Annotated in this window: 15 protein-coding genes; 5 read left to right on the forward strand and 10 right to left on the reverse strand. The window is 63.0% G+C overall.

Annotation, left to right across the window (positions count from 1 at the left end; translation table 11 throughout):
* Positions 1-13: 13 nt before the first annotated feature.
* Positions 14-787 (reverse strand): DeoR/GlpR family DNA-binding transcription regulator, encoded by a 774-nt coding sequence (locus tag MFP24_RS13935; protein ID WP_249231124.1) that lies wholly within the window; start codon positions 785-787, stop codon positions 14-16.
* 275 nt (positions 788-1,062) lie between these two features.
* On the opposite strand from MFP24_RS13935, the gene MFP24_RS13940 reads away from it, so the two are divergent.
* Positions 1,063-1,584, forward strand: coding sequence for a 5' nucleotidase, NT5C type (locus MFP24_RS13940; RefSeq protein WP_249231123.1), 522 nt, complete (start codon positions 1,063-1,065; stop codon positions 1,582-1,584).
* A 127-nt stretch (positions 1,585-1,711) separates the two neighbouring features.
* On the opposite strand, the gene MFP24_RS13945 is transcribed toward MFP24_RS13940, so the two are convergent.
* From MFP24_RS13945 to MFP24_RS13960, 4 genes are all read right to left on the reverse strand, one after another.
* Positions 1,712-3,226: a tripartite tricarboxylate transporter permease gene (locus tag MFP24_RS13945; RefSeq protein ID WP_249231122.1), complete on the reverse strand. Its 1,515-nt coding sequence runs from the start codon at positions 3,224-3,226 to the stop codon at positions 1,712-1,714.
* Positions 3,227-3,244: 18 nt separating this feature from the next.
* Positions 3,245-3,748 (reverse strand): tripartite tricarboxylate transporter TctB family protein, encoded by a 504-nt coding sequence (locus MFP24_RS13950; protein WP_249231121.1) that lies wholly within the window; start codon positions 3,746-3,748, stop codon positions 3,245-3,247.
* Between the two features lie 104 nt (positions 3,749-3,852).
* A complete protein-coding gene (locus MFP24_RS13955; protein ID WP_249231120.1) occupies positions 3,853-4,797 on the reverse strand; it encodes a Bug family tripartite tricarboxylate transporter substrate binding protein in 945 nt (314 codons plus the stop codon).
* Positions 4,798-5,154: 357 nt separating this feature from the next.
* Positions 5,155-5,829, reverse strand: coding sequence for an RraA family protein (locus tag MFP24_RS13960; RefSeq protein ID WP_249231119.1), 675 nt, complete (start codon positions 5,827-5,829; stop codon positions 5,155-5,157).
* A gap of 241 nt (positions 5,830-6,070) precedes the next feature.
* Here MFP24_RS13960 and MFP24_RS13965 point away from each other — a divergent pair, with 241 nt between their 5' ends.
* Entirely contained in the window at positions 6,071-6,757 is a 687-nt protein-coding gene (locus MFP24_RS13965) for a GntR family transcriptional regulator (RefSeq protein WP_249231118.1), read from the forward strand.
* Here the strand turns inward: MFP24_RS13965 and MFP24_RS13970 are convergent.
* From MFP24_RS13970 to MFP24_RS13990, 5 genes are all read right to left on the reverse strand, one after another.
* Positions 6,754-6,906: a hypothetical protein gene (locus MFP24_RS13970; RefSeq protein ID WP_249231117.1), complete on the reverse strand. Its 153-nt coding sequence runs from the start codon at positions 6,904-6,906 to the stop codon at positions 6,754-6,756. The two genes, MFP24_RS13965 and MFP24_RS13970, sit on opposite strands and share 4 nt — an antisense overlap.
* A 67-nt stretch (positions 6,907-6,973) precedes the next feature.
* Positions 6,974-8,344, reverse strand: coding sequence for an efflux transporter outer membrane subunit (locus tag MFP24_RS13975; protein ID WP_249231116.1), 1,371 nt, complete (start codon positions 8,342-8,344; stop codon positions 6,974-6,976).
* Positions 8,341-9,516, reverse strand: a complete 1,176-nt coding sequence (locus tag MFP24_RS13980; RefSeq protein ID WP_249231115.1) for an HlyD family secretion protein — start codon at positions 9,514-9,516, stop codon at positions 8,341-8,343. Before MFP24_RS13980 ends, MFP24_RS13975 begins: the two co-directional genes overlap by 4 nt.
* A gap of 11 nt (positions 9,517-9,527) precedes the next feature.
* Positions 9,528-11,171 (reverse strand): MFS transporter, encoded by a 1,644-nt coding sequence (locus MFP24_RS13985; RefSeq protein ID WP_249231114.1) that lies wholly within the window; start codon positions 11,169-11,171, stop codon positions 9,528-9,530.
* A complete protein-coding gene (locus MFP24_RS13990) occupies positions 11,171-11,725 on the reverse strand; it encodes a TetR/AcrR family transcriptional regulator (protein ID WP_249231113.1) in 555 nt (184 codons plus the stop codon). The genes MFP24_RS13985 and MFP24_RS13990 overlap by 1 nt, the downstream gene beginning before the upstream one ends.
* A gap of 229 nt (positions 11,726-11,954) precedes the next feature.
* Between MFP24_RS13990 and MFP24_RS13995 the strand changes: the two genes are divergently transcribed.
* From MFP24_RS13995 to MFP24_RS14005, 3 genes are read left to right on the forward strand one after another with little or no spacing between them, the layout of a single operon-like run.
* Positions 11,955-13,811 (forward strand): glycosyltransferase, encoded by a 1,857-nt coding sequence (locus MFP24_RS13995; RefSeq protein ID WP_249231161.1) that lies wholly within the window; start codon positions 11,955-11,957, stop codon positions 13,809-13,811.
* Positions 13,812-13,852: 41 nt separating this feature from the next.
* Complete coding sequence (locus tag MFP24_RS14000) at positions 13,853-15,832, forward strand: hypothetical protein (protein ID WP_249231112.1); 1,980 nt, start codon at positions 13,853-13,855, stop codon at positions 15,830-15,832.
* The gene (locus MFP24_RS14005) at positions 15,819-16,403 is read left to right on the forward strand and encodes a hypothetical protein (RefSeq protein WP_249231111.1); all 585 of its coding nucleotides are present in this window, start codon (positions 15,819-15,821) and stop codon (positions 16,401-16,403) included. Before MFP24_RS14000 ends, MFP24_RS14005 begins: the two co-directional genes overlap by 14 nt.
* Positions 16,404-16,417 lie beyond the last annotated feature (14 nt).

The raw sequence follows: 16,417 nt of genomic DNA on the forward strand, positions 1-16,417 counted from the left end.
GACTATGTCGGGGCTAGACGGCTACCGCAATAATATTTAGAAACTCCTCAAGCCGTCTTACCGCCGCAGTGGGGGCTCTGGTATCAGTCACCAGATAATCCAGCGCTCCCCATTCGCTGAATTTAAACAGGCCGGCAATGGCAAACTTGGTGCTATCGCTGACAACCACCCTGACCTTGGCGCAGTCAACCATCGCCTTTTTCAGTTGGGCCTCCTCGTAGGATAGGGTACAAGGGCCCGTTGTCCCGCAAAAGCCGTCCGTCCCTAGAAAAGCAATATCCGCCCGTATGCCGTTGAGGGCGCTGACGCCCCAGGCACCCACCGCCCCCAAGCTGGTGCTTCTCAGCTTGCCGCCAAGCAGATAGACATCGTTATCGCTGGCGGCCAGAACCTGGGCGCAGCCGATCGAATTGGTGAAAATGGTCAGATTTTTCTTCAGCACCAGCAATCTGGCAAGGCTGTATACGGTGCAGCCGGTATCCAGCAGCACCACGCCTCCCTCGGGGATCAGTTCCAGCGCCGCCTGAGCCAATTTATTCTTTGTCTCCGTATTTTCAGTGCTTTTTTTATCAAACGGCCGTTCTATTTCAAGATAGTTGCTGGCAGGAACCGCGCGCCCATGATTTTTTTTGACGATCCCCTGTTTCTCCAGTTCGATCAGATCCTTGCGAATGGTTTCCGTCGACACGCCAAAGCGTTCGGCCAGAACGCCGACGCGAACGGCCCCCTCCGTAACCAGCACTTCGGCCAGATGATTGCGTCTTTCCTGGGCAGAGCTTAACGACATACCGACATCCTTTATTTCCGTTCTCTGTAAACACCGGACGATATCCGCCCCCAGACTGCGTCTTTTCCAGATCTGTGACCCTGACGACATTTTAGAATTTGCGATTAAATACATTATCGCAATATATTACATGGTATAAATCAAAATATCGCAACATTAGATTCAAAAATAAAACCGCAGCCGGCCCGCTCGCATACCTCTTCCTCTGGAACTGATTGCGCACAGCTACGCCGAACTAACGAGTCACCGCCGACGACCTTTACCAAGGGGGAAAAATGGCGCGCATCGCAGTCGATATGGATGAAGTCATCGCGGACTTCAATGTGAAGATGGTGGCGGCTTTTAACCGCCGTTTCGCGGAAACGTTAACTCTGGAACAGCTGAGCGGCCATACCATTCAGCAACTGCGACCGGACCTGCGCGAAGAGATCGACCGGATGATCGGCGAACCCGAGTTCTTCAGCGATCTGCCGGTGATACGGGGTAGTCAGGAAATTCTTAGGCAACTGGTTGTGAAGCATGATGTTTTTATCACCACGGCGGCCATGGAGTTCCCTTTGTCGTTCAATGCCAAATTTTGCTGGCTCAGAGAACACTTTCCTTTTGTTGATCCTTTGCACATTGTTTTCTGTGGTTATAAAGGAATTTTGCAGGCGGATTATCTGATCGATGACAATGCCCGCCATTTTATGAATTTTACCGGGGAAGGTATTTTATTCTCCGCACCGCACAATATTCACCTTACCGGATATCGACGCGTGGATAGCTGGGAGGACGTCGCCGGCCTGTTTTTATAAAGCGGATCAAATCCTGTTCGATGCTGCCTCCATGTCGCCGGTGCCGAATGATGTATCGATGGGCATGAATCAGGTTTGATGGGAAGATCATCGCGCTTGCCTTTCGCCCCACTGGAAAATCAGCGCCTTAATCAACAAACACCGCGCGGCGTTTTTTACGGATATGGGGAATCACGGTGACCACGACCAGCAACAGGGCCGCGAGCAGCAGGCCGGCGGAGACCGGCCGGGTGACAAACACGCTCCATTGACCGTTGGAGAGCGTCAGCGCCCGCAGCATATATTCTTCCATCAATGGCCCGAGGATCAGGCCCAGCAGCAGCGGCGTCGGCTCCAGCGCCAGGCGGTGCATAATAAAGCCGAACACGCCGAATACACCGAGCAGCCACACGTCGAACACGCTGTTATTGGTGGTGTAAACCCCGAACGAGCAGAACAGCACGATGGCAGGAAACAGCCAGCGGTACGGCACGGCGATCAGTTTGGCCCAGATGCCCACCAGGGGCAGATTGAGGATAACCAGCACGGCGTTGCCGATCCACATCGAGGCGACCAGCCCCCAGAACAGCTCCGGGTTGGTTTTCATCACTTCCGGTCCGGGGCGAATGCTGTGAATGGCCATGGCGCCCACCATCAGCGCCATTACGGCATTGGAGGGTATGCCCAGCGTCAGCAAGGGAATAAACGAGGTTTGCGCGCCGGCGTTGTTGGCCGACTCCGGCGCCGCGACGCCGCGGATATTGCCCGCGCCGAACGGCGTTTCGCCGGGGCGCGTGCCAACCTTTTTCTCCAGCGTATAGGCGGCAAAGGCGGCAAGCAGCGCGCCACCGCCGGGCAGCACGCCGAGAATGGCGCCCAGCAGCGTCCCGCGCAAAATGGCCGGCGTCATCATCCGCACGTCCTGCCGGGTGGGCATCAGGCCGCGTATTCTGGCGCTGGGCCGGTTACTCCCCTGCGTCGTCGCCGCGCTGGTCAAATTGGCGATGATCTCGCCAAAACCAAATACCCCCATGGCGACGACGACAAAGTCGATCCCGTCGGTCAGTTCGGCAATGCCCAGCGAGAAACGCGCATTGCCGGAGGTGACGTCCATTCCCACGCAGCCCAGCAGCATGCCGACGATAATCATGGCAATGGCCCGCACCACCGAACCCGAGGCCAGCACCACGGCGCCCGCCAGGCCGAGCACCATCAGTGAAAAATACTCGGCCGTGCCGAACAGAAAGGCCAGCTCGGTGAGCGGCTGCGCAAAGACGGCCAGCACCAGCGTTCCGAAACAGCCGGCGATAAAGGAGCCGATGGCCGCGGCGGCCAACGCCGCGCCGGCGCGTCCCTGGCGGGCCATCTGGTGACCGTCCAGCATCGTCACCACCGAATTGGATTCCCCCGGCAGGTTGACGAGGATGGCGGTGGTGGATCCGCCGTACTGCGCGCCGTAAAAAATGCCGGCCAGCATAATAAGCGCGGATACCGGCTCAAGCCCGTAGGTCACCGGCAGCAGCATGGCGATGGTGGCCACCGGCCCCACGCCGGGCAGCACGCCGACCAGCGTACCCAGCAGGCAGCCGGCGAAGGCGTAGAGAAGATTCTGCCAGGTCAGCGCCACGCTGAATCCCAGGGCGATATTATCGAGGAAGTCCATAACCGTTCTCTACCCGAATCACAAATAGTCCGGCCAGGGGGCAACCGGCAGCCCCATTAAGCGGATGAAAACCACATAGCAGCCCGCCGCCAGAATCGATCCCAGCGCCAGCGCCTGACCCGCGCGATGCTGTTTGCTGGCCAGGCTGGCGATAAAGGTCAATGCGTAGATGCTGACGATCAGCCCCTGCGCCGGAATACCCCAGGCGGGAATGCCTTTAAGCAGGATACCGAAGACACAATTGGCGGCGAGTACGCATACCAGCGGCCGCCACGAGCGCAGAATGCCGCTTTCGCCTGCGCTCGCCGCGGGTGCCGGCCTGCTGCGCGCCTTTTTGATTGCGCCCAGCACAATCCATCCCCCCAGCAATAGCAGCAGAGCGCTCAGCAGCAGCGGGAAACATCCCGGCCCCATGCTGGCGGCCATGCCAAAAGATAGGGAGCGCAGCGCGCCGACGCCAAATATCAGGCCAATGGCGATAAAGAGCAGCCCCGAGTAGAAATTCTGCCGGTTGATATCCATGCCGATCCATCCTCTTTGGGCATCCCGTCGCGATGCCGTTTACGCCCCGACGCCGCCCGGCAAGGCTTGCGCCGCTAACGCCAGGCGCCTCTCCGGAGCGGAACTTAAATGCCCGAATCTTCCACCGCCTGATGCCATTTACGCACTTCGGACTCCACGAAAACCCGGAACGCTTCCGGACTTTGACCGATGGCGTTGGCGCCCGACTCCCTGATGACTTTCACCACTTCCGCATCGGTCAGCGCCTGGCGCGCCGCGGCGCCGAACTTATCGATAATGGCCCGGGGCGTGCCCGCCGGCGCGAAGAGTCCCGTCCAGTTGTACAGCACCGCCGAGGGGAAGCCCTGCTCCGCGGTGGTGGGCACGTCGGGGAACAGCGGCGAACGTTCATTGCTGGTTACCGCCAGGGCGTTCAACCTGCCGGCCGCCACCAGCGACTGGGCGCTTGGCAGGGACGGCGCGCCGATGGTGGCCTCCCCCGCCACCACCGCGCGCACCGCCTCGGCGGGGGCGCGGTAAGGGATATGGCGCAGATCGAGTTTGCCCTCCAGGCGCAGCAGTTCGACCACGAAACGCGAACCGCTGGAGTTGCCCGCCGAGGCGTAGGTTAGCGCGCCGGGCTGCCGCTTCGCCCGCTGCGCCAGATCGGCCAGCGATTTCAGCCCGGTTTGCGGGCTGGCGATCAGCACCAGCGGCGCATCGTTGATCTGGGTGATGGGTTCAAAGTCGTTAATCGGGTGGTACGGCAGCGATTTGTCAATGGCGGACAGCAAGCCGCCATTGGTGCTGATGGACCCTACCAGAATGGTATAGCCATCCGGCGCGGCGCGGGCGACGGCCTGCGCGCCGATGGCGCCGCTGGCGCCGGCACGGTTTTCCACCACGATGGTTTGCTGCAGCAGATCGCCCAGCGGCTTGCTCAGCACGCGCGCCATAATATCCGCGACCGAGCCGGGAGACTGCGGCACGATAAGCGTAATGGGTTTGTCCGGATAGCTGCCGGCCGCAGCCATGGCGACGGCGGATGTACCCAGGAGCAACGCCGCCACGGCAACACGGAGGTTGCTGACATAGTCGCCTGTAAGCCTGAGATACCCGGGCCTACCGTACCGAGGGGCGCTTATGGGACACATCCTTGTGTCCCACCCTAGCGGGCCAGCATAAATGCTGTTCAAATTTGCTCCCGGCAAATTTGTCAGCGGGCTTACGCCGCTACGGCCCCTCGCCACGCTCTCCCTAATAACGAGCTTGCTCAATGATCTGAACGCCGCAACGGCGGCGTGTTTGGCGGCATAAAGAAATGTTTTCATAGGATGTGTGAGTCAAGTAAGAGGAAAGGAATGAAGCCGTTGCCCGCATGGAAAATCGCCGGACAAACCGCCTCGCCGTGACGTATGCCGCAACCATCACCCCGCCTGGGCGATGGCATCGTCCACCCAGCCGCGCGGCCAGTTTTTTTCGCCGATCTGGCGCGCCCATTGCGCTTCCACGGCGGCATGCGCCTGCGCCCTGGCGATAATGTCCGGCGCGGCGACGCGCGGCAGCACGATCACGCCGTCCTCATCGCCGACGATCAGGTCGCCCGGCGCCACCGAGACGCCCCCTGCCGCAATGGGATGGCCGATTTCGCCGGGGCCGGATTTCCAGGGGCCGTTAGGCGTTACGCCGCGGGCGTAGACCGGGATGGGCAGCTTGGCCAGGCCCGCCCGATCGCGGATCGCGCCGTCGATGATAATGCCCGCAATGCCGCGCGAGGCCGCATAGCGCCCCATCATCTCGCCGAGGATGGCATTCTGCAGCGCGCCGCCGGCGTCGCAAATCACAATGTCGCCGGGCCGGGCGACGTCCAGCGCCTTGTGCAGAAACAGGTTGTCGCCGGGGCGCACCTTGACCGTAAAGGCCGGGCCGGCAAATTTCAGCGCCTGGCGCGAATAGTTGTGGAAGCCGCCGGGAAAACTGAAAAGCCGCTGCGATACATCGCCGATCACCGCCACGGGGATATCGCGCGCCGCGACGGCCAGCGCGGCGGGCACGCGCTCAAAATCGGTATTGATACGAAGTCCTACTGGTTCTGTACTCATGGCGTCGGGATCCTTTTGTCTAAAATATCGCCGGAGTGAGAAGTATTGTTTTTTTATTGTTTTTTTAGAACGGTTTTTTTGTGGTTTGTTTAGCGATAATTTTGCTTACGTACCGGTATGATTAACGACTTGACCTTTGCTTACAAAAGAACAAAAATGAAACAATAATCTGAGTATTACCTTTCCTTAACTAATGAGACGCTATGCCTGACTCTCCAACTACAGCGAAAGATGCCTCCTGATGCCCTCATCAACTTCCAGCAATGCGCGCGGTTCCAAAGAAGATGTCTACGCGCTGTTGCGCAAACGAATCACCCTCGGCGAATATGCGCCCGGGGTGCGGCTGAAAGAAATGGCCCTTTCAGAAGAGCTGGGCATCAGCCGCACCCCGATTCGGGCGGCGTTTCAGCGCCTGCGGCAGGATGGTCTGATTCAAGCGGTGCCCAATTGCGGCGTGGTAGTGGCGCCCTGGACGGATCGCGACAATGACGAAATTTTCGATTTGCGCGCCCATCTGGAATCCCACGCCGCGGCGCTGGCGGCGGAACGCCGTCAGGAAGAGCACCTGCGGCAGTTGGACCAGCTCAATGAGCGCATGGCGGATTTGGTGCGTCATCGCCCCGATGATTTCCTCACCGATCTGGAAGAGGTCAATCGACGCTTCCATCAGTTGGTGGTGCAGGCGGCCAGCTCCCCGCGGCTGGCGCATTTCGTCGCCGGCCTGATCGATGTGCCGCGGGTGATTGGCGCATTCTTCTACTACACGCCCAAAGAGCTGGAAAACAGCGTGCAGGATCACCTGGCGATCACCCGCGCCATTGCGCAACGCAAAGATGCGCTGGCGCGCAGCCTGATGGAAGACCATATCCGCACCACGGGGAATCGACTCAAATCCCAGCGGCAGGAAGCGCCCGACACGCCGGACTAGTCGTCCCGCACACGCCGGGTCGCCGCGGCAGACGCGCTGAGCACCAGATGGCCGGGAGCCACCTCGTCATAGCGCACGCGGCGCAACAGGGTATTTACCGCGCAGATAACCGCGGCGGATTCGGTGCGGCGGGAATTAGGGGGATGCATATTTCATCTCCCCCCGGTTTGGCGATATTTTTTATGGCGGGTGTTCTGCCCGTCCGCTTCCCGGCCGTCACCCGGCGGGCGCGGACCAGCCGCCGCCAAGCGCCTGGTACAGCGTGACGGCGTTGAGCAGGCGGCTTTGGCGCAGTTGGATCAGCTCCACCTCCGAGTTGAACAGTCCGCGCTGGGCATCCAGCTCTTCGAGATAGGAGGCGTAGCCTGCCCGATAGCGGTTGCGGGCGTGCTTGAGCGCCTCCGCGACCGCGGCTCGCTGGGCGGCGGCCTCGGTCGACTGGCTCTGCAGGCGGACGACGCCTTCCAGCGCATTCTCCGTCTCCGCAAAGGCGTTCAGCACTACGGCGCGATAGGCCCAGGCGGCCTGGTCGCGCCGGGCCTCCGCCGCATCGGCCTGGGCCGCCAGGCGACCGCCGTCAAACAGCGGCGCCAGCAGGCTGCCGCCCAGATTCCAGACCGTAACCGGATCGATATGCTCGACGAATAACCGGCCGATCGACGCCGTCAGGCTTACCTGCGGCAGCAGGGCCGCGCGCTCGGAGGCGAAAGTGGCATCGGCGGACAGCAGTTCCGCTTCGCTCTGGGCGATGTCGGGACGGCGCGCCAGCAGGCTGGATGGCAGGCCGGGCGCTGGCGTGGGCACCGCCAACGTATCGAAACGGCTGCGTTCGACCGCCCCCGGCGTTTCGCCGGTCAACAGCCGCAGCGCGTTCTCCTGCTGCCGCACGGCCAGCTCCAGCTCCGGGATGCGCCGGGCGGCGGCACGCTGCTCGACCTCGGCCTGGGCCAGTTCCAGCCTTGAGGTATAGCCGGCTTGCGCCCGTTGCGTTGCGACGCGCAGGGATTCGTTACGCGAAGCCAGCGTGTCGCGGGCGACCGCCGACTGGGCGTCGAGCGACGCCAACTGGACATAGGCCCGCGCCGTCGCGGCGGCGACCGACAGCGCGGCGGCATCCCGAGCGTAACGGCTGGCCTGCAGCGCGGCGCGCGCGGCGTTGTCGGAAGCACGGACGCGGCCCCACAGATCGACCTCATAGGCGGCCTGCAATTGGGGCTGGACGGTGGTGCTTGTGGAGGCGCGACCGGTCGCCGCACTCAGACTGCGGGCGTCCTGCGCGGAGAACGAACCGTTCAGGGAGGGCAACAGCGCAGAGCGCGCCTGAGCGGCCAGCGCTTCCGCCTCGCGAACGCGCGCCTCGGCGACGGCAAGATCGGTATTGCCGGCCAGGGCGCGTTCGACCGCCGCCGTCAGTCGCGGATCGCCGAAGGCGCGCCACCAGCCGGCCTGCACCACATCTCCTGGCGGGGCGTCCGCCCGCCAGGCCGCCGGCGCGGCGGACAAAGCATCCTTCTGCGGCGACGGCGACGTGGCGCAGGCGGACAGAAGCAGCGCCAGCGCGCCGATGGAGAGCGGACGACGCATCATTGTTTCTCCCGCCCGCTGTTGCTGGTATCTACGCGCGCCACCACCGACATGCCGGGACGCAGTTGCCGCAATCCCTCCTGATCGGCGTCCAGCACGATACGCACCGGAAGGCGCTGAGCCACTTTGGTAAAGTTGCCGGTGGCGTTCTGGGCGGGCAGCAGCGCGAACTCCGAACCGGTAGCGGGCGAGATGTGCTGCAGGCGGCCGGTAAAGCGGCGATCGTCCAGCGCATCCACGGTCACTATCGCGCTTTGCCCCTCCTGCATAAGGCCGGCCTGGCGCTCCTTGAAGTTGGCGATGATCCACAGTCGCGGCGGCACCAGCGATACCAGTTGGGTTCCGGCGCTCACATACTGACCGCGCCGCGTACCCACCTGCCCCAGTTGGCCGGCTTCAGGCGCGGTGATAACGGTGTTGTCCAGGTCGATCTCCGCCAGCCGGACCGCTGCCCGGGCGGACGCGACCGCCGCCTCCAGCCCCAGTCGCGAAACCTCTACGGAGCGCACATCCTGACGCGCCACCTCAAGCGCCGCCTCGGACTGTTTGACCGTGGCCCGCGCCGCGCGCAGGGCGGCTTCGGCCTCGTCGCGTTCGCGGATGGACAAGGAGCCATCGGCCGCCAGTTCGGCCACGCGCGCCATGTCGGCCTCGGCGCGGACCCGCTGGGCGCGGGCGGAGGCCAGCTCGGCCTCGCGCGAGCCAACCGTGGCGCGGCTGGACGCCTGCGCCTGCGTCGAGTTGGCGAGATCGGCCTCGCTCGACGCGAGGCCGGCGCGAGCCTGCTCCAGCCGCTGGCGGTAGATGCGGTCGTCGATGCGAAACAGCGCCTGGCCCGCATCGACGTTCTGAAAATCGCCGACCAGCACGTCGGCCACATAACCGTTGACCTGCGGCGATATCGTCGTCACCTGGCCGCGCACATAGGCGTTTTCGGTGCGCTCAAACGGCGACGAGAACGGCGGGAGCCGCCAGGCGAACAGGACCAGCAGCACGGCGATAACGGACAGAACGCCGATGGCGACGGCCAGGCGCAGGCTGGGAGGGGATTGCTGTTCCGAAGGCTTCGGGTCCTGCTCCCCGCTCCCCGGCAGCCCCTTATCTTCTGGCTGCCGGACTGGCGATGAATTCGCGTCGTCGGTCGTCGGTTGGCGGGGCTTGCTGTTTTCGCTCATAGGGTCATCCGTCAGATTGGGGCGGCCGCTGCGGCGTTGTCGCCGGCGGGTTGGGGTTGTGGGGCGTTCCTGCGCTTGACGGCCTGCCAGATCATGTCGGCGACGTTAATCAGCAGTTGCAACACGGCAAAGGAGCCGATCAGCAGGAACACATCGTTGAACGCCAGAATGCCGGCCTGCTGGTTGGCCAACTGCGCCACTCCGGCAAGGCCGCCATACTCCTGCACCGCCGCGGCGGACTGCGCATCCGCGATCGCGACGCCCTCGGAGAGGTAGGACAGGTGATGCTGCACGCGTACGGCCTGGAACGTCGACAGGATCGCCGCGCCGAGCTGGCCGCCCAGGATCTGGGTGACGCCAAACATCACCGCGAAGGTGACGACCGATTGCAGGCCGCGCGCCATCAAATGTCCGATGCCGATGATCACGGCCGCGCCCATAAACATCGCGCCGGAGAAACTCAGCAGAGCCTGGCTGAAGTAGAGGTTGATCGGGTGGGTCGCCGCGGTGGCGTGCGCGTCCATAAAGGCACCGACCGCGATCAGCGCCAGCGAGAGCAGCAGTTGGGCCATGATAAGCTTGGTGGAGATCAGCAGGCTGAACGCGCTGACCAACACGCCGGCGAGGGTGGCGACCAATACCACACCGTAAAGTTCGCGCATCTGTTCGGCGCCGAAGCCCAGCGTCATCAGCAGGCCGGTGGAGCCAAACGGCTGCTCGCTCAACAGCATGCGCACCAGCAGCATCGAGAAAGCGAAATTCATAAAGCCCAGGCTGAACAGCCAGTGGGTGTCGAGCAGCGGGTTCCTGCGGCGATGCTCGAAGGCCAGCCCCGCGCCCAGCAGCGCGATCGCCGCGGCCAGCGCCCCCCCCAGCCACGCGGTGTCGAACCACCAGTGGTTGCGGCCCTGCGCGACTACCGCCACCAACAGCGCGAAGCCAGGCGCCAGCAGCGCGAAGCTGATAAAGTCCTTGCGCTCGAACGCATGTACGCGGATGCCGGGCGGCAGCGGAAAGGCGTAGACCGCCGCCAGCGAGGCCACCGCGAACCCCGCCTCCAGCGCATACAGGCTCTGCCAACTGCCGTAGTCCAGCAGCGAGGGCGAGATGATCCAGGCCAGCGGCATCGCCAGCTGCGAGGCGCCGATGCCGAGGATAATGGTCTGCAGGCGAAACCGCGCCGGCAGCGCCTGCGCCATATACATCACCGCCAGCGCACCGAGCGCGGCGCCGGCCACGCCGCTGACCGCGCGCATCGCCAGCGCGCCGGCGTAGGTGTCGCTGAGCAGGTGCCCCACCGCGGCGAGCGCGTAGATCAGCATAAATACCTTGGTGAACGAGGTCAGCCCGAACTGCTGCCGATACTTGATCAGCAGCAGGTTCATCGAGACGTTGAACATCACGTAGATGCAGCTCAGCCAGGTGCCCTGCACCGGTTCGAGCCCCAGTTCGCCCTGCATGGCGCTCAGGTTGACGCCCACCAGCGCGGTGCCGAAGCCGCCGGTCAGTCCCAGCAGCAGCGCGGCCAGTCCGTAGTAGAAACGGGTGCGGGGCGGCAGGTCGGGGGTCGACGGCGTGCCGGGAATGGCAGGACGTTCATGCGGCTTCCAGTCGGGGATCTCGCCGATGACGTCGCCCAGGCGTCGCTGTCCCATCAGTCGCGACTCCGCACGCCGTTGAGCGCCAGGTCGAGGATGCGCGCGCCGGCAGCGTCATCATCCGGCGCCAGGCGGGTGGCGGAGGCGATCATACGACCGACGCTGACCACATCGTCTAGAGTCAGGTCGGCTCGCACCTTGCCGGCCGCGATGGCGTCCGCCAGGGGCTGTTCAAAGCGCGCCAGCAAATCGCGCCGCCGTTCCTGCATGCCGGGGTGGCTGGGCTCTATCGCCCGCCACGCCGCTTCGAGCGACGGCTCCCGATGCGTCACCCGCCCTATTTCGGTAAGCATGGCCAGCAATACCTCGCCGGGCGGCATGCCCTTGCCGACATTTAACACCGGGGCGATATCGCGATCGAACAGGGCAAGCAGCAGCGCGGTCCGATCGGGGAAATGCCGATAAAGCGTGGCCCGCCCCATGCCCGCCGCCGCGACCACCGCATCCAGAGACACATGCGCGCCTTGCCTGGCGAAGACGCGCGCCGCGGCGTCCAGCAGTATCGCCCGGTGCCGTACGGCGTCACTGCGGTTTTTTTTAATGTGAATCATCAGTTTTCCATAAATAAACGGAATATCTGCCTACCTTATACGGACAATTTTGTCCGTTTGTCAAATAAAGAGGTCTGTTTCAATACTTATCCATAGGCAAAATAGTTAGTTTTAACGATGTGCATAAAAAATCCCCCGTTTAACCTGAAGCTGCTTTACGCAATGGTTTATCGCGCGCCGACGGCGCCGAAAACAGCGGCAAATAACCCAGGATAGGGCGGTGAACGGGATGGATGACTGGTCGATCGACGCGGATGCAATTTTATACTCAGGCGCATTCCTGACCCTTATCGGTGAGGTAGTGCTGCTGCGTTTTATGGTTAAAAAAAATCGCTCGACGGCGTTTTGCAACGGCTCCTGGGTTGCCGCCTTTCTGACGGCGGGCGCCATGACATGGCTGATAACGGGCGCCTGGACCGAATGGCTGCTGCTGTCGGGCGCGGCGGCGGCCTTCGCGCTGTTCGCCGCGGCGATCATGCCGCGATTAACCGTTTTCGGCGCCGGATTGCTGGCCGGCAGATTCTATCTTCCCCTGTGCGGCATGCTTCTCCTGCATGCCGGCGCCAGGGGAAATAGCTGGTCGGCCGCGCCGGGCTTCGGCTATTACCTGATTCAGGCGGCTTTACTGATCGTCGCCGTGATCGGCACCTTGTTTATCGCGCTGTCCTCGCTGGCGCCGTTTTGTCTGCGCTACCCCAAGCGGGATCGGGCGCGGGAAAAGATGGCCGCCCTGAGCGGAAAGTTTACCCCCAAGGTCTCCGTCCATCTCCCCTGCTACGCCGAGCCGCCCCACCTGGTCATGGCGACGTTAAACGCCATCGCCAACTTCAATTATCAGCATTTCGAGGTGCTGGTGATTGATAACAACACCAAAGATCCCGATCTGTGGCGGCCGGTTGAAGCGCACTGCGCGCGGCTGGGTCCGCGATTCCGCTTTTTCCACGTCGATCCGCTAAGCGGCGCCAAGGCCGGCGCGCTGAATTTCGCCCTGACGCAAACCGCCGACGACGCTGAAATCATCGCGGTAATCGACGCCGACTACCTGGCGAAAGCGGACTTTCTGCAGCAGTTGGTGCCGCTGTTCGCCGCCGCAGAAACCGGGTTCGTGCAGACCAGCCACGACTATCGCCAATGGGAAACCAGCCGGGTGCTTTCCGGCGCCTACTACGAATATCTGCCGCTGCACAAACTGATGCTGCCGGCGCTGAATGAATACGATGCCGCCTACACGGTGGGCACCATGTGCCTGATAAGACGCGCCGCCCTGCAAAAGGCGGGGGGCTGGGCGGAGTGGGCGCTGACCGAAGACTCCGAGCTGGCGGTAAGAATTAACGCCCAGGGCTATATCGGCCACGTTTTCGCCGACACCTGGGGCAAGGGGCTAATCCCCGGCACCCTGGAGGGGATTAAAAAACAGCAGTTCCGCTGGACCGCCGGACCGGTGCAGCAGTTGAAAAAACACTGGCGCCTCTATCTGGGCCTGAGCGAAGACGGCCGCCTGAGTTTCCCGCAAAAGGTGCTGGAGCTGCGCCATAGCTTCGATCGCCTCCCTACCGCGCTGTCGTTTTTTATTGCCTTTCCCAGCCTGTTTCTCTGCGGGCTATCCATCTGGCGTCAATCCGTCGCCGCGGTGCCGCACAGTCTTATCGCCCTGATCCTGGCCGGCGTTATCGCCGCCTGTATAGACCGCTGCATGCAAATGAAGCTGATGGGCGCCGCGGGCTGGCGCGACTACGTCTACGGCCTGCTGGTCGGCGAAGCCCTGAAGTGGACCTATATCAAAGGCTTCTTTTCTCCGTTCTTCAACCGGGAAATGGCCTGGCACCGCACCGATAAGTTCTCGAAAGCGCAAAATTTTATCCGCGCCTTTACCTCGGCCAAAACGGAAACCTGCTGGGCGCTGGCCTATTTCGCCATCGCCGCCGGGCTGCTGTGCTTTACCCCTTTCCAGCGTTTTGACTACGTCGCGCTGACGGCGCTGTTATTCGCGGCGCAGGGCGCGGGTTTTCTCTGTACCTTGCTCGTCGCGCTGCTGATGGAAGCCGAACTTGCGCAGTCCGAAAAACCGCCATACGCCGGCGATTAACCAGAATAGCCGGCGGAGCCGGGATAACTATTGGAGGCTAAATGAAAAAACTCTCTTTGCGCGCCTGGCTGCGGCCTTGCGGCGCCGGCGTCGCGCTGGTATTGGCCGGATATGTCGCCGCCGCCGTCGATGAAACGCCGGAAAGCGCCCTAAGATTAAGGGAGCGCGGTCCGCAGCCATTAATGATGGCGGGACAGGATCATGCGGTAACCCCGCAGCCGGACGCCGCGCGGCAACCGAATCCCCTGGCGGCGGTCATCGACGGCGCCAAGGCGGCCCTGCGGACGGCGCCCGTTGACGACGTCGTCGCCAGCGGCATCGGTAAAGAAAGCTATCTGGACCTGGTCGATGGCGTGGTGGAACACTTCCGCCACTTCCAATCCGCCGGCGGCCGCATTATCGATCCCTATCTACACCGGGAATCGCAATACAGCACGCCGACCTATGCCCTGGCGGCCGCTACGCTGGTCGGCAGCGGGAAACGGCCCGAACTGCTCGACAGCGCCGCCCGCGCGCTGACCAGTTCGCTTTATCAGCTGGCTTCCGGCACCACGGCGCAAAGGACCGGCGATTTTTTTATCCTGCCGACGATGCTGGCCTACCGCCAACTGCGCGATCGCGTCGATACGGCGACCAAAAACCGCTGGGATCGTTATCTGCGCCTGATCAAGCCCGAAATAGCCTATGCGGATCTTATCGGCGCAGGCCAGAACGACGTTATGAACTGGAACAGCGCGGCGATTGCCGGCGAGTATCTGCGCCATAAAGAGGGCTTTACGGGAGAGGATTTCGTGGCGCGCTACCTCAGCGCGCAACTGCCCCGCTTCACCCCGCAGGGACTCTATCGCGATCCGGATCTGCCGTTGATTTACGATGCCGAGGCGCGGTTCAACTTCAGCGTGCTCCTCGCCGCCGGCTATCAGGGAGAGTGGCGTCAATCCCTTGATATTCTGTTGGCGCGCGGCGCCTGGGCAAGCCTGCTGATGCAGGCGCCGACGGGCGATTTCCCCGCCGGCGGACGCAGCGCCGATCACATCTGGAATGACGCGCTAAACTGCGCCTCCTTTGAGTTCTGGGCCAACCGCAGCAAGGCCGCCGGCGATGGAGTGGCGGCCGGGGCGTTTAAGCGCGCGGCCCGCCTCGCGGCCGGCGCGGCGTCGCGCTGGGTGCGGCCGTCGGGTGAATTCCAACTGGTAAAAAATTATTTCGATCCGGCCCTGCGTCACGGATACGAGGATTACTCCGCCGACTCCCACTACAACCTGCTGGCCGCCGCCTATCTGTCCATCGCCTGGTCGCTGGCCGACGAAAGTATCCCCGAGGGCGTCAGCCCGGCCGATATCGGCGGTTTCGTGCTGCATCTGCCCGACTTCCATAAGGTGTTCGCCAACGCGGCGGGAAACTATATCGCCATCGACACCGCCGCCGATGCCCGCTACGACAGCACCGGCATCCTGCGGCTAAGCCGCAGGGACGATAAAAATCCCCCTGGTTCGGCGATCAATGCCCCGGCAAACGATTTTCCCCTGGCTATAGGCGTCGCCTGGCCGTCCGCGGGAGGCTGGCAATCGCTGGCGCAGTTCGCCGGCGATCGGGTTGGCGCCCAGGTCGCGGTAACGGCGGCGCAACCGGCGGCGGTCGGTTTCAACGTTACCTACCGTTTAAAAGGCGCCGCGGTCGACGGCGTCAGCGAAAACTACCTGCTGACCAAGGACGCCCTGTCGGTGGCGATAAATATCAACGGTCCGATCGATAGCTGGAAAATACGCTATCCGGCTTTCGTCACCGACGGCAAAAACCTGGCGCAGCGGCGCACGCGCGGCGCCTCCCTGGTTACGCATATCGGCGATCGCCGGGAGACATTCGCCATCATCGCGCCGGAAAAAACGACTCTCGCCGGCAGCGGGCGCTTTATCCGCGCCGACGGCGGCTATAGCGAACTTTTCGAAGCCGCCGGCAGCGGCCGGACCCTGACTTACCGTCTCAGTTCCACCCCGGGAGAAAAACATGAAAAACAGTGATGCCGCACATCGCCGCAGCGCCCTGGCGCCAGGCTGTCTTCCTGACGCCGCCTCACGGGCAACGATATCGCTGCCGCGCCGTCAATTTATCCTGCGCGTACTGCCCGCGCTGTTGATAACCGCCGCCGCGCCGCCGCGGATAAGGGCGCAGACGATAACGCCGGAAAAACCGCGCGCGCTGGATAGCGCCACCATGCAAATCCTGCTGGCGCTGGCCGAAACCATCAACGGCGTTCAGCCGCTGCGCGGACACTACGCGCGCTATTACCGTCATCAGGTCCGTCACCAGCCCGGCTATTCGGCCGCCTGCCGGCTACTGGCCGGCGCCGTGGAAAACGCCGCCCGGCGCATAACCGGCAACGGATTCGTCGCCTGCGATGCGCTTGCGCGCACGGATATCCTCAGCCGTCTGGCGCCGACATCGGCGGACGAGCGGGAATTTATGGAGCGGTTTTGCCAGGAAACCCTGGCGATCTTTCAGAAAACGGATATGTGGATCCAGCTTGGCTACCGGTCGTGGCCCGGCAGCGCCCGCGGCCTGGATGAGTATCGGACCCCGCTGCCGGCCTGATGGAACGCCGGCCG

The organism is Brenneria tiliae (assembly GCF_023347575.1).
In the GTDB taxonomy this organism is placed as follows: Bacteria; Pseudomonadota; Gammaproteobacteria; order Enterobacterales; family Enterobacteriaceae; genus Brenneria; species Brenneria corticis.

What these genes read in the sequence shown, in the direction of transcription:
- MFP24_RS14000 (WP_249231112.1), top strand. Translation starts at nt 13,853, where the DNA reads ATGAAAAAACTCTCTTTGCGCGCCTGGCTGCGGCCTTGCGGCGCCGGC.
- MFP24_RS13935 (WP_249231124.1), bottom strand. Translation starts at nt 787, where the DNA reads ATGTCGTTAAGCTCTGCCCAGGAAAGACGCAATCATCTGGCCGAAGTG.
- MFP24_RS13950 (WP_249231121.1), bottom strand. Translation starts at nt 3,748, where the DNA reads ATGGATATCAACCGGCAGAATTTCTACTCGGGGCTGCTCTTTATCGCC.
- MFP24_RS13980 (WP_249231115.1), bottom strand. Translation starts at nt 9,516, where the DNA reads ATGAGCGAAAACAGCAAGCCCCGCCAACCGACGACCGACGACGCGAAT.
- MFP24_RS13990 (WP_249231113.1), bottom strand. Translation starts at nt 11,725, where the DNA reads ATGATTCACATTAAAAAAAACCGCAGTGACGCCGTACGGCACCGGGCG.
- MFP24_RS13995 (WP_249231161.1), top strand. Translation starts at nt 11,955, where the DNA reads ATGGATGACTGGTCGATCGACGCGGATGCAATTTTATACTCAGGCGCA.
- MFP24_RS13985 (WP_249231114.1), bottom strand. Translation starts at nt 11,171, where the DNA reads ATGGGACAGCGACGCCTGGGCGACGTCATCGGCGAGATCCCCGACTGG.
- MFP24_RS13970 (WP_249231117.1), bottom strand. Translation starts at nt 6,906, where the DNA reads ATGCATCCCCCTAATTCCCGCCGCACCGAATCCGCCGCGGTTATCTGC.
- MFP24_RS13965 (WP_249231118.1), top strand. Translation starts at nt 6,071, where the DNA reads ATGCCCTCATCAACTTCCAGCAATGCGCGCGGTTCCAAAGAAGATGTC.
- MFP24_RS13960 (WP_249231119.1), bottom strand. Translation starts at nt 5,829, where the DNA reads ATGAGTACAGAACCAGTAGGACTTCGTATCAATACCGATTTTGAGCGC.
- MFP24_RS13945 (WP_249231122.1), bottom strand. Translation starts at nt 3,226, where the DNA reads ATGGACTTCCTCGATAATATCGCCCTGGGATTCAGCGTGGCGCTGACC.
- MFP24_RS13940 (WP_249231123.1), top strand. Translation starts at nt 1,063, where the DNA reads ATGGCGCGCATCGCAGTCGATATGGATGAAGTCATCGCGGACTTCAAT.
- MFP24_RS14005 (WP_249231111.1), top strand. Translation starts at nt 15,819, where the DNA reads ATGAAAAACAGTGATGCCGCACATCGCCGCAGCGCCCTGGCGCCAGGC.
- MFP24_RS13975 (WP_249231116.1), bottom strand. Translation starts at nt 8,344, where the DNA reads ATGATGCGTCGTCCGCTCTCCATCGGCGCGCTGGCGCTGCTTCTGTCC.